We start from the raw sequence: 12868 nt of genomic DNA, 5'->3' as shown, positions 1-12868 counted from the left end.
CCGGGCGCGGTGCTGCGGCGCCTCGAACACCACCGGGTACGCCACCCCTGCGCCGGCCAGGTCAGCCGGACCAGCCGCGCCGGCTCGTCGCTGCCCTACTCACCCAGCCGAATGCCGCAGCGGCACGGGTCCACACCTCACAGCCCCAGACAGCCCACCGAGCGTCAGACGCCCCGCTCCAACGCCTCGAACACCACCGGGTACGCCACTCCCGCACCCGCCCACGACACCCACTCGTCGCTGCCCTGCGCGCGCAGCCGCCAATGCCGTAGCGGCCGGGCTCACACCTCACGCCCAGTCAGCCCACCGAGCCGTCAAACGCCCCGCTCCAGCGCCTCGAACACCACCCGATACGGCCACCCACCCCCGCCGCCAGACCCAGCCGAACCCCCTCGTAGCCGCCCTACCCACCCAGCCGACAACGCCGTAGCGACCGAACCGTCAGGCGCCGTGCTCCAGCGCCTCGAACACCACCGGGTAGGCCACTTCCGCCCCGGACACCACCCGCTCCGCCTCCGCCACGACGGCCAGTCCCAGCCGGGCCAGTTCGTTGCCCTGGGATCCGGCCAGGTGTGGGGTGACGAAGGCGTTCGGGAGGTTGTGGAGGGGTGAGTCGGCGGGCAGGGGTTCGGGGTCGGTGACGTCGAGGATCGCGCTCAGGCGGCCGGTGCGGAGCTCGTCCACGAGGGCGTCGGTGTCGACCAGAGATCCGCGCGCGGTGTTGATCAGCACCCCGGCGTCCGGCATGAGGGCCAGTTCGCGGCGGCCGATGAGGTGCCGGGTCTCGGCGGTCTCCGGGGCGTGGACGCTGACGATCTCGCAGGTGCGCAGGAGGTCGTCAAGCGGCAGCAGCGGGACGCCCAGCTCCGCCGCCGCGCTCTCGTCGACGTACGGGTCGGTCAGGCTCACTGCGAGGTCGAACGGCCGCAGCAGCTCGATCACCTTCCGCCCGATCCTGGACGCCCCGATCACCCCGACCCGCCGCCCGTGGTTGCCGATGCCTGGCACGACCCCCCAGCCGGCAGACGCGTCCTCGGTACGCAGCCGCTCGCGGCGCACGAAGACGTCCTTGCCGGCGAGCAGGATCGCGGCGAGCGTGTACTCGGCAACGGGCACGGCGTTGGCCTCGGCCGCCGAGGAGACGGTGATGCCGCGCCGCCAGACCTCCGGGGTGGCGAATCCCTTGACCGTGCCGGCCGAGTGCAGGACGGCCCGGAGTTTCGGGGCCGCGTCGAGGACGGCCGCGTCCAGACGGGGGCAGCCCCAGCCGGTCACGAGGATCTCGGTGCGGGCCAGGACATCCGCGAGGGCCGGATCGGTGAGGTCCCCGGCCACCAGCCCGGGATCGATGTCCACGCACTCCCGGAGCCGCGCCAGCACCTCGGGCGGGAAGACGAGCGGCACGTTCTCGGCGGTCATGGCGAACAGCGCCTGGGGTCGCTCGGCCAAGATGGTGATCCTCCAGAGCTACGGAACGTACGGAAACCGTTGCAGAAACCGCTCTCTACGGTAGGCCCCGACAAATGAGAGGGTCAACGCATACGCACTCCCGGGAGGAACGACGGACATGTCGGAGACGATCACCAACTGGGCGGGGAACATCACCTACTCCGCCAAGGAACTGCACCGGCCCCACGCGCTCGACGAGGTCGCCGCCCTGGTCGCCGACAGCGCGCGGGTGCGGGTGCTGGGCAGCGGGCACTCCTTCAACGAGATCGCCGAGCCGGGCCCGGAGGGCGTCCTGCTGTCGATCGCCGGCCTGCCGCCCCTGATCGACGTGGACACCACGGCCCGTACGGTACGGGTCCCGGGCGGCGTCCGGTACGCCGAACTGGCCCGCGCGGTGGACGCCCACGGCCTCGCGCTGCCCAACATGGCGTCACTGCCGCACATCTCGGTGGCCGGCTCGGTGGCGACCGGCACCCACGGCTCGGGCGTCGGCAACGGTCCGCTCTCCTCGGCCGTGCGCGAGGTGGAGCTGGTCACGGCGGACGGCTCCGTGCTGACCATCGGCCGGGACGACCCCCGCTTCGGCGGCGCGGTCACCTCACTGGGCGCCCTCGGTGTCGTCATCGCGCTCACCCTGGACCTCGTGCCCTCCTTCGACGTGGAGCAGTACGTCTTCACCGAACTCCCGCTCACCGGGCTGGACTCGGCGACCCTCGGGACGGTCATGTCGACGGCGTACAGCGTCAGCCTGTTCACCGACTGGCGGGCGCCGGGCTTCCGGCAGGTCTGGGTCAAGCGGCGGACGGACCAGCCCCTCGCGGACTTCCCGTGGGCCGCGCCCGCCACCGAGAAGATGCACCCGGTGCCGGGGATGCCCGCGGTCAACTGCACCGAGCAGTTCGGGGTGCCGGGGCCCTGGCACGACCGGCTGCCGCATTTCCGGGCCGAGTTCACGCCGAGCAGCGGGGCGGAACTCCAGTCGGAGTACCTGCTGCCGCGCGAGCTCGCCGTGGAGGCGCTGCACGCGGTGGACGGCATCCGGGAGACGGTCGCCGGGGTGCTCCAGATCTGCGAGGTGCGGACGGTGGCCGCCGACGAGCAGTGGCTGAGCCCCTCCTACGGCCGGGACACCGTGGCCCTGCACTTCACCTGGATCGAGGACACCGCGGCCGTCCTGCCGGTGGTGCGCCGGCTGGAGGAGGCGCTGGTCCCCTTCGACGCGCGACCGCACTGGGGGAAGGTCTTCACCACGCCCGCGGACCTGCTGCGCGAGCGCTACCCGAGGCTCGGCGACTTCCGCAAGCTGGCGCGTGAGCTGGATCCCGGGGCAAAATTCGCCAACACCTTCGTCCGGACCGTACTCGCCGACTGACTGCCGACCGACTTTATAAAACCCCTTTCCTAACCCCTTGTACAAAGTCCCCCGCTGCCCATAGCCTTGCGCCGCGCCGGTGCCACTGTCGTCCCGGCATGAGCGAAGGGATGGGGCAGGCCCGGTGAAGCGCACATCACGCGACATCCGCACCGCGAACCGCTACGAGGTGTTGCGCCAGATCATCGCCGAGTCGCCCACGTCCCGGCAGGAGCTGGCGGCGGCCACCGGGCTGAGCCTGGCCACCGTCGCCACGCTCGTGGGCGAGCTGCTCGACCTCCGGATGATCACGGAGGTCGGGTTCGAGGAGTCGGCCGGCGGGCGCCCCCGGGGGCTCGTGGCCGTCAACGCCTCGGGGGGCGCGCTGATCGGCGTGGACATCGCCGAGACGTACGTCCACGTCGAGCTGTTCGACCTCGCGCTGAACGTCCTGGCCCGCGCCGAGGAGGACGTCCGTCCCGGCGAGAGCCTCCCCGAGCAGGTGGTCGGCCATGTCGCCGCCGCCGTCGGCTCGGTGGTCGCGCAGGCCGGGATCGAGGGCGCCCGGGTGCTCGGCGTGGGCGTGAGCGTGCCGGGGCAGGTGGACCGCGCGACCGGCATCTCGGAGTACGCGCCCAACTGGGACTGGCACGACGTGCCGCTGCTCGACCTGCTCTCCGAGTACATCGCCTACCCGCTCTACCTGGACAACCCGCTGCGTGCGGTGGCCGTGGCCGAGCTGTGGTTCGGGGCCGCGCGCGGCAGCGGGAACGCCGTGGTGGTCACCCTCGGGACCGGTGTGGGCGCCGGGCTCGTGCTGGGCGGCGCGCTGCACCGCGGTGTGTCCAACAGCGCCGGCGAGTGGGGCCACAACACGATCGTCCTGGACGGACGCCAGTGCCGCTGCGGCAACCACGGCTGTGTGGAGACGTACGTGGGCGCCCCCGGGATCATGCTGAACCTGCGGGAGCTGAGCCCCGACAGCGAGCTGCTGCACCCGGGCGACCAGACGGCGACGATCGACGCGCTGGCCCGGGGCATGCTCACCGGGGACCCGGTGGCGGTCGAGGTCGTCCGGCACACCGCCCGCTATCTGGGCGCCTCCATCGCGCACCTGGTCAACCTGTTCAACCCCGAGGTGGTCGTGCTCAGCAGCTGGGTCGCGTCCGCCCTCGGCGAGCCCCTGGTCGCGGAGGTGCGCGAGGCCGTCGCCCGGCACGCGCTGCCCCGGCCGATGGCCGCCACCGACATCGTCCTCTCCCCGATCCCGACGGACCCGGCGTGCCTGGGCGCGGCGACGTTCGCGCTCGAAGGGGCGCTCCAGTCGGTCGGGCAGAGATCGGCGACAAAGCGCACCACCCCTGCGAGAAGCAAGGCGCACGACCCCCGCTAGGAGCCGTACACCGCACCACCTTCATGACGACGGAAGGGATGCACGTGCCTCACCGTTCCTCTGGACGGAGCAGGAATGAGCCCGCTCTGCCGCACGCCCCGAACGGTCTTGGGCGCACTGGTCCCCGGCGTACTCGTCCCCGAGGCAGCGACACGGATCCTGTCCGTGGTCCGATCCCGGGAGGCCAGTTCCCTCACGACCTGGCCAGTTGGGTACGGCCAGAGGCGACGGGGAGGCCCCGAACCATCGCTCCGGTGGAGACGGGGGCCCCGCACGCTGGCGCCGTACCCGGCGTCCCAGATCGCACGATCACCGTAGCCGGAACGACCCAGCACACCGCAAGCCCAGAAGCCGACCATCACACGATCGAGGTAAACCACGTGCGCGCTCCCCGGAGAGCAGCTGGCAACCCCCACCGCAAGAGATCGGCCCTGCTGACAGCCGCAGCCGCGTTCGCTGTCGCGGGACCCCTGATATCCGCTCCGCCCGCGTCGGCCTCCACCCCCACGGTGGCCGAAGTGTCCCCGCACGCCGCCCAGACCATCGACAACATCGGTGCCTCGGGCGCCTGGTGGGTCAACGACCTGAAGAACTTCGACCCGAAGGTCCAGGCCCGGGTGTCCAGGCTGCTGTTCTCCAAGGACGGCCTGGCACTGAGCAGTTACCGCTACAACATCGGCGGGGGCGGCACCGGCGTGACGTACGCGCCGCGCGCCCCCGAGGACTTCCTGAAGGACGACGGGTCGTACGACTGGAGCAAGGACAAGGCGGGCCGTACCTTCCTGTACGCGGCCGCCAAGTACGGCGTGAAGGACCTGATCGCCTTCGTCAACAGCGCGCCGGCGCGGTGGAAGACCAACGCCAAGAGCTGCGGCGGCTACCTGAAGACGGAGAACGAGCAGGACTACGCGAAGTACGTCGCCGACGTCACCGACCACTTCGCCAGGCAGGGCGTGCGGTTCGACTACATCAGCCCCTTCAACGAGCCCACCAACAGCTTCGGCGACTGCGGCCAGGAGGGCATGCTGGTGCCGGTCGACCAACGCGACGACATCGTGCGGGCGTTGGGCGCCGAGCAGCAGGCGCGGAAGCAGAAGACCGGCATCATCGCGGACGAGTCCAGCTCGACGGTGAGCTTCAACACCGAGGTCCCGCAGTGGATCTCGCAGCCGGGCACCGCCCAGTACGTCGACAGGCTCGCCCACCACACGTACAACAACCCGGGCGACGACCAGCGGGCGAAGATCTACGAGACGTCCAGGTCGGTCGGCAAGCAGTCCTGGTCCACGGAGATCTGCTGCTTCGGCAACGGCGGCACGGGCTGGGCGCAGGAGTACGACCCCACGATCGAGGGTGGTCTGAACCTCTCCCGGATCATGTACAAGGACTTCGCGACCGCGCACGACTCGGCGTTCCAGTGGTGGGTCGCCCTGTCGGAACAGATCGGCTCCGACCCCCTCGCGAAGAACAGTGAGGGCTGGAACGACGGCCTGATCTACTACGACCCGAACTACGCCACCAACGGCAACCAGACCCTGTACTTCACCAAGCGCTACTACGCGCTCGGCCAGTACAGCAAGTTCGTCCGGCCGGGCTCGGTCGCCCACAACGTGACCGGCACACCGGACGGCGTCGAGGTGTCGACGTATGACGACCACGGCAAGTGGGTCGTCGTGGTCAACAACCACAACGCCACCGACACCGCGGTGAAGCTGCACTTCAACGGCAAGGCGCCGGTGCGTGCGAGCAAGGCCGTGCGGACCTCGGCGACCGAGAGCTGGGCGAACGTCGCGAAGCCCTCGGTCGAGGGCGGCACGGCGTCGGCGACCCTGCCGGCCCGGTCCATCACGACGTACGTCCTCGACCAGAAGGGCCACGGCACGTCGGCGGTCACGGGCGCGCTGGCGGGCAAGCAGTCCGGCAAGTGCCTGACCGCGGACGCCTCCGGTGCGGTGATCAGCAGCTGCACGGGCGGGCCCGAGCAGGTGTGGTCGTACGACGCGAAGGGCCGCCTGAAGGGCGTGAACGGTTATCTGACGGCGGGGAGTTCGGGGCTCACGACGAGCCCGGAGGCGACCCATGACGGCAGCCAGCAGTGGTTGCTGAACTCCAACGGCCAAGTCGTCAGCGAGGCGTCGGGCACCTGCCTGGACGTCGGCGGACAGGCGACGGCCGAGGGCAGCAAGGTCGGCCTGTGGACCTGCAACGGCGGGACCAACCAGGCCTGGTCCAAGCAGTAACCCCTCACCCCCGCAAGGGGTTGCGGGCCGCTGGTGCGGCGGCCCGCAACCCCGGGGCGTCCGGTATCTCGAACGCCGCACAACGCTTCGTGCAGACTTCGTCCAACCCCTTGCCGAAGGCTTAGCCGAAGGTTAACGTCCCGCACCGCAGGTCCATTTGAGCCACCTGGCACTGAGCCGCAGAGCCAAGGCACAGAGCCGTAGCCGTATTCGAGACAAGGACGTCAGCATGTCGGCAATGAGCAACACCAACTGGAACCGTCGAAGCGTTCTGCAGGCCGCGATGGGTCTGGCCGCCGCCGGCGGTCTGGCCGCGTGCGGCGGGAACACCGGGCGCAGCGGCGGAGGGTCGGGCGACGCGCTCACCCAGTACTTCCACGCCTACGGCGAGGCGGGCACGGAGCAGGCCATCAAGAAGTACGCGGCCGCGTACAAGAAGGCCGACGTGAGCACCAACTGGATCACGGGCAACAACTTCGAGTCCGCGCTCTTCGCGGCCCTGCTCACCAAGAAGGCGCCCGACGTCTTCGAGTTCCACCCGCAGCTCCAGCTCGTCAAGAGCGGCCAGGTGGCGGACCTGACCGACCTGATCGACCCGGTCAAGGACGACTTCAACCCGAACGACATCAAGTCCCACACGGTCGACGGGAAGATCTACGGGATCCGGATGATCGACGACCCGCAGTTCTTCTACTACCGCAAGTCGATGCTGGAGAAGGCGAACGTCTCCGTGCCGACCACGCTCGACGAGCTGATCGAGGCCGCCGCCAAGCTCACCACCAGCAAGGTCAAGGGCATCTTCCTCGGCAACGACTTCACCGCGATCCAGAACAACCTGATCTGGTCGGCCGGCGCCGACACCCTCGACGCGAAGAACCAGATCGCCTACCACACGGACGGCGTCATCGAGGGCCTGAAGAAGCTCCGGACCCTGTTCACCAGCGGGAATGTGCTGCAGGACGCGCCGACCGACTTCTGGGACCCCTCCTCGCTCAACCAGGGCCTGTGCGCCATCCAGTGGGGCGGCATGTGGTCCATGCCGGCCATGCAGAAGGCGCTCGGCGACGACCTCGGGATCTTCCCGTTCCCGAAGATCGGCAGCGCCGGCAAGCAGTCCGTCTACAACGGCGGCTGGTCGATCTTCGTCAACGCCAAGGGCAAGAACGTCGAGGCGGCCAAGGAATACGTCAAGTGGCTGTGGATCGACCAGAAGCAGTACCAGGAGGACTGGGCCACCTCCTACGGCTTCCACATCCCGCCGCGTACCTCGATAGCCCAGTCGGCCACCAAGCTCAAGTCGGGCCTGCCCGCCGAGGGCGTCAAGCTCTTCACCGACTACGGCCACTTCGACAACATCGGTTTCGACCAGACCATGATCACCGCCTTCAACGACGTGATCGCTTCCTCCGTCCGCAAGAACGGCAACCCCGAGGCCGCGCTCGACGCCTGCGACAAGAAGGTCAACGTCGAGCTCAAGAAGCTCTTCGGATAGACCGGCGGGGATACCACGACATGTCGACCACCACCGCACGCGGGGTCGCCCAGCCCGCCTCGGCCAAGGCCTCCCCGGCCCGGCCGCGGCGGGGCCTGGGGGGAAACCCCACGCTGAACTTCTGGCTCTTCACCGGGCCCTTCCTCATCGGCCTGGTGATCTTCGTCTTCGTCCCCATCGGATGGAGTATCTGGCTCAGCTTCTTCGACGCCCGCTACACCGTCACGCCGAGCCACTTCATCGGCTTGGACAACTACAAGCAGATCCTGACCAACAGCAACTTCCCTGCCTCGCTGCTGACGTTTTCCGTGTTCGCCGCGTTCATCGTGCCGACCACCTGGGCCCTGTCCCTGGGCCTGGCGATGCTGGTGCACCGGCTGCGGTTCATGCGGGCGTTCTTCCGGTCGGTGTTCTTCCTGCCGACCGCCGTCTCCTACGTCGCCGCCGCACTGATCTGGAAGATGTCCATCTTCAACGGCGTCCGCTTCGGCCTGGCGAACACCGTCATGAGCTGGTTCGGCGTCGACAACACCACCTGGATCTCCAACCCGACACCGCCCTGGTACTGGCTGGTCATCGTGACCCTCCGGCTGTGGATCCAGGCCGGCTTCTACATGATCCTTTTCATGGCGGCGCTGCAGAACATCCCCGGGGAGCTGTACGAGGCCGCCGCCATCGACGGCGCCAAGAAGGGCTGGCAGACCTTCCGGTACATCACGCTGCCGCAGCTGCGGGCCACCTCGACCGCGGTGATCCTGCTGCTGCTCATCGCCGCGTACCAGGCGTTCGACGAGTTTTACAACATCATCGGGACCAAGGCGACCTGGGCTCAGACACCGCTCATGGAGCTCTACAAGACGGCCCTCGGCACCGACCAGGACTACGGCGCCGGCAGCGCGGGCGCGGTCATCCTGTCACTGTTGATCTGTATCGTCACCCTGGCCCAGGGCAAGATCATGGGCTTCGGAGGGGGGGAGAAATGACCACCACCACACCGCACGCCGGCAAGCGCAGGAAGCGCGGAGGCGTCCTCGGCAACGCCGGTCTGTACATCGCCGTCAGTGTCGCTGCCTTTCTCTTCCTGATCCCCTTCTACCTGATCGTCCGCAACTCGCTCTCCACCGACCTGGAGATCACGGGCCCGAACTGGAAGGTGCTGCCCTCCTTCCAGTGGGGCAACATCTCCGAGCTCTTCGACGATCCCACCGTCGAGTTCGGGCGCTCCCTGTGGAACTCCACCGTGATCGCCGTCCTGAGCACCGTCGGCACCCTGCTGTTCTGTTCCATGGCGGGATACGGCCTCGCCCGTATCCCCTACAAGCACGCCAACAAGGTCTTCTACGCCGTCCTGGCGACCCTGATGGTGCCGACGGCCGTGACCTTCGTGCCCAGCTTCGTGCTGGTCTCGTCCCTCGGCTGGATCGACACCTACCGGGGAATGATCGTCCCGGGCCTGTTCAGCGGTTTCACCTGCTTCCTTTTCCGGCAGTACTTCCTCGGGTTCCCCAAGGAGCTGGAGGAGGCGGCACGCGTGGACGGGCTCGGTTACTGGGGCGCGTACTGGCGGATCGTCGTACCCAACTCGCTGAACTTCTTCGCGGCGATCGCCACGATCACGTTCATCAGCGGCTGGAACGCCTTCCTGTGGCCGCTGGTCATCGGGCAGGACCCCAGCTCGTGGACCGTGCAGGTGGCGCTCTCCTCGTTCATCACCAACCAGACCGTCAACTTCCACCTGATCTTCATGGCCACGGCCATTTCCATCCTGCCCCTGGTGTTCGTGTTCCTCTTCCTCCAGCGCTGGCTGGTCCAGGGGATCGCGCAGACCGGCATCAAGGGCTGACACCTCTCTCTCAGGACCTGGAGACCGATGTCTTTCCGCACGACCACGGCCTATGTAGAGGACGTTTCTCCGGGCAGCGGGGCCCTCCCGCCCCGCGCCTGGTACGCGTCCTCCGACGCGAAGGCCCTGTCCCTCGACGGCGCCTGGCGCTTCAGGCTCTCGGCGACCGCCGACGCCGAGGACGACTCCTTCGCCGAGGAGGGATACGACGCCGACGGCTGGGCCGAGGTCACGGTCCCCGGGCACTGGGTCCTCCAGGGCGACGGCGCCTTCGGGCTGCCCATCTACACCAACCACCTCTACCCGTTCCCGGTGGACCCACCGCACGTCCCCACCGAGAACCCGACCGGCGACCACCTGCGCGTCTTCGACCTGCCCGAGGACTGGCCCTCGGACGGCGGCGCGGTCATCCGTTTCGACGGTGTCGAGTCCTGTGCCCGGGTCTGGCTCAACGGCACGGACATCGGCGAGTTCAAGGGCTCCCGCCTCGCGCACGAGTTCGCCGTCGGCCAGTTGCTGAAGCCGAAGGGCAACGTCCTCGCGGTCCGCGTGCACCAGTGGTCGGCCGGGTCCTACCTGGAGGACCAGGACCAGTGGTGGCTGCCGGGCATCTTCCGCGAGGTGACCCTGCTGCACCGCCCGGCGGGCGCTGTCCTGGACTTCTTCGTGCACGCCTCCTACGACCACCTCACGGGCGAGGGCACCCTGCGTGTCGACTCCGACGTCGACGGGCGGGTGCTCGTGCCCGCCCTGGACATCGATGTCGCCACCGGTGAGTCCGCCACCACCCTGGTGGCACCGTGGAGCGCCGAGAGCCCCCGGCTCTACGACGGCGAGCTGGTCACCGAGGGCGAGCGGGTCCCGCTCAGGATCGGCTTCCGTACGGTCGCCCTCGAAGACGGTCTGATCAAGGTCAACGGCAAGGCGGTCCTGTTCAAGGGCGTCAACCGGCACGAGTGGCACCCCGAGAAGGGCCGCACCCTCGACCTGGAGACCATGCGCGAGGACGTGCTGCTGATGAAGCGGCACAACATCAACGCCGTGCGCACCTCGCACTACCCGCCGCACCCGGCCTTCCTGGATCTGTGCGACGAGTACGGCCTGTGGGTCGTCGACGAGTGCGACCTGGAGACCCACGGCTTCACCGAGCAGGACTGGCGGGACAACCCCGTCGACGACGACCGCTGGACCCCGGCCCTCCTGGACCGCGCGGCCCGCATGGTCGAGCGGGACAAGAACCACCCCTCGATCGTCTTCTGGTCGCTGGGCAACGAGGCCGGCACCGGCCGCGGCCTGACCGCGATGGCCGAGTGGATCCACGGCCGTGACTCCTCGCGCCTGGTGCACTACGAGGGCGACTGGAACTGCCGGGACACCGACGTGTACTCGCGGATGTACGCGAACCACGCCGAGGTCGAGCAGATCGGCAAGGAGCTCGACGGCGGCACCCTGGGGCGCCGCGGACTCCCCTTCATCCAGTGCGAGTACGCCCACGCCATGGGCAACGGCCCCGGCGGCCTCGCCGACTACCAGGAGCTCTTCGAGAAGTACGACCGTCTCCAGGGCGGCTTCATCTGGGAGTGGATCGACCACGGCGTCCAGCACGCCGAGCTGGGCTACGCCTACGGCGGCGACTTCGGCGAGGAGCTGCACGACGGCAACTTCGTCTGCGACGGCCTGATCTTCCCGGACCGCACGCCCTCCCCCGGCCTGATCGAGTACAAGAAGGTCGTCGAGCCGGTCCGCATCGACGGCGCCGACGGCACCGTACGGGTCACCAACAAGTACGACTTCGCCGACCTGTCCGAGCTCGCCTTCGAGTGGTCGTACCAGGTGGACGGCGAGAGGGTCGAGGCGGGCACGCTGTCGGTGCCGGCGCTGGCACCCGGTGAGTCGGCGGACCTGAAGCTGCCGGAGCCGCCCGCCCACGAGGGTGCGGAGGCGCAGTGGACGGTGCGGGCGCTGCTGGCGTCCGACACGGCCTGGGCGCCGAAGGACCACGTCGTCGCGTGGGGCCAGTTCCCGGCGACCGCGCCCGTACGGCCCTCCGTCGCGCCCACCGACCGGCCGGTGCGCGGCGAGAAGCTGATCACCCTGGGCCCGGCGTCCTTCGACGCCCGTACCGGCGCGCTCAAGGCCATCGGCGAGGTCGCCGTCGAGGCCCCGCGGCTGGACGTGTGGCGGGCGACGACCGACAACGACAACGGCACCGAGTGGCAGTCGGGCATCCAGTACAGCGCGCTGTGGCGCACCCTGGGTCTGCACCGGATGCGGCACCGGCTCGGCTCGGTGGAGCTGGGTGAGGACGCGCTGACGGTCCGTACCCGGGTGGCACCCGCGGCCCGTGAGGTGGGCCTGGGTGTGGTCTACCGCTGGACGTCCGACGGCGACCGGCTGCGGCTGACGGTGTCCGTGGCCCCGGAAGGCGAGTGGACGGTGCCGCTGCCGCGGCTCGGCGTCCGGCTCGGACTTGGCGAGGCCGACCAGGTGAAGTGGTTCGGCGGCGGGCCCGGCGAGGCCTACCCGGACACCCGGAAGGCCTCGATGGTCGGCCGCTGGGACTCGTCGGTGGACGCGCTGCAGACGCCGTATCTGCGCCCGCAGGAGAACGGCGCCCGCGCCGACGTCCGCTGGGTGGAGCTCGGCGGGCTGCGGATCGAGGGCGACCCGGAGTTCTCCTTCACCGCCCGGCGCTGGACGACCGAGCAGCTGGACGCGGCGACGCATCTGACGGATCTGAGGGCCGGTGACACGGTGTGGGTCAACCTCGACCACGACCACCACGGCATCGGGACCGCGTCCTGCGGTCCGGGCCCGCTCCCGCAGTACCACCTGCGGGCCGAGCCGGCGGAGTTCTCGTTCGTCTTCTCGGTGCTCTCCCGGTGAACCTGCCAGTGACCTGCCGGTGATCGATTAGTCCAATTCACCGGTGGATTAATCCATTGCCAGTGTGATCGGGATTCTGCGACGGTCATGGTGTACCCGCGGCCGGGGGGGCCCCCAACCCCACCCGCCCCCACACATGGTAGCGACAAAGGCGGTCAAAACCAGGCCCGGAAGCAACATGGTGGCGGGCCGTGCCCCCCCAAACACACCACCC

At 69.2% G+C, this 12868-nt stretch carries 8 protein-coding genes; 7 read left to right on the top strand and 1 reads right to left on the bottom strand.

The window, feature by feature from the left end; genetic code table 11:
• Window positions 1–441 precede the first annotated feature (441 nt).
• Window positions 442–1449: a hydroxyacid dehydrogenase gene (locus ACFVYN_RS15360; protein ID WP_389997936.1), complete on the bottom strand. Its 1008-nt coding sequence runs from the start codon at window positions 1447–1449 to the stop codon at window positions 442–444.
• A gap of 118 nt (window positions 1450–1567) precedes the next feature.
• Between ACFVYN_RS15360 and ACFVYN_RS15355 the strand changes: the two genes are divergently transcribed.
• The 7 genes from ACFVYN_RS15355 (at window position 1568) to ACFVYN_RS15325 (ending at window position 12654) form a co-directional block, all read left to right on the top strand.
• Window positions 1568–2821 (top strand): FAD-binding protein, encoded by a 1254-nt coding sequence (locus ACFVYN_RS15355; RefSeq protein WP_389997934.1) that lies wholly within the window; start codon window positions 1568–1570, stop codon window positions 2819–2821.
• Between the two features lie 124 nt (window positions 2822–2945).
• Window positions 2946–4193, top strand: a complete 1248-nt coding sequence (locus ACFVYN_RS15350) for an ROK family transcriptional regulator (protein WP_389997931.1) — start codon at window positions 2946–2948, stop codon at window positions 4191–4193.
• Between the two features lie 380 nt (window positions 4194–4573).
• Window positions 4574–6433: a glycoside hydrolase gene (locus ACFVYN_RS15345; RefSeq protein ID WP_389997929.1), complete on the top strand. Its 1860-nt coding sequence runs from the start codon at window positions 4574–4576 to the stop codon at window positions 6431–6433.
• A gap of 229 nt (window positions 6434–6662) precedes the next feature.
• The gene (locus ACFVYN_RS15340; protein WP_389997926.1) at window positions 6663–7925 is read left to right on the top strand and encodes an ABC transporter substrate-binding protein; all 1263 of its coding nucleotides are present in this window, start codon (window positions 6663–6665) and stop codon (window positions 7923–7925) included.
• Window positions 7926–7945: 20 nt separating this feature from the next.
• Window positions 7946–8908 carry a carbohydrate ABC transporter permease gene (locus tag ACFVYN_RS15335; RefSeq protein ID WP_389997923.1) on the top strand — a complete coding sequence of 321 codons (963 nt, stop codon included), beginning with the start codon at window positions 7946–7948 and terminating at the stop codon, window positions 8906–8908.
• Window positions 8905–9768, top strand: a complete 864-nt coding sequence (locus tag ACFVYN_RS15330; RefSeq protein WP_389997920.1) for a carbohydrate ABC transporter permease — start codon at window positions 8905–8907, stop codon at window positions 9766–9768. The genes ACFVYN_RS15335 and ACFVYN_RS15330 overlap by 4 nt, the downstream gene beginning before the upstream one ends.
• A 27-nt stretch (window positions 9769–9795) precedes the next feature.
• Entirely contained in the window at window positions 9796–12654 is a 2859-nt protein-coding gene (locus ACFVYN_RS15325) for a glycoside hydrolase family 2 TIM barrel-domain containing protein (protein WP_389997918.1), read from the top strand.
• Window positions 12655–12868: the final 214 nt, after the last annotated feature.

It is taken from the genome of Streptomyces sp. NPDC058307, assembly GCF_042880295.1.
In the GTDB taxonomy this organism is placed as follows: Bacteria; Actinomycetota; Actinomycetes; order Streptomycetales; family Streptomycetaceae; genus Streptomyces.
The sequence above is the reverse complement of the archived record's forward strand: the minus strand, read 5'-3'. Positions and strand labels throughout refer to the sequence as shown.

Bases quoted from the DNA above. Each gene is read 5' to 3' on its own strand.
- ACFVYN_RS15355 (WP_389997934.1), top strand. From the start codon at position 1,568: ATGTCGGAGACGATCACCAACTGGGCGGGGAACATCACCTACTCCGCC.
- ACFVYN_RS15340 (WP_389997926.1), top strand. From the start codon at position 6,663: ATGTCGGCAATGAGCAACACCAACTGGAACCGTCGAAGCGTTCTGCAG.
- ACFVYN_RS15335 (WP_389997923.1), top strand. From the start codon at position 7,946: ATGTCGACCACCACCGCACGCGGGGTCGCCCAGCCCGCCTCGGCCAAG.
- ACFVYN_RS15330 (WP_389997920.1), top strand. From the start codon at position 8,905: ATGACCACCACCACACCGCACGCCGGCAAGCGCAGGAAGCGCGGAGGC.
- ACFVYN_RS15325 (WP_389997918.1), top strand. From the start codon at position 9,796: ATGTCTTTCCGCACGACCACGGCCTATGTAGAGGACGTTTCTCCGGGC.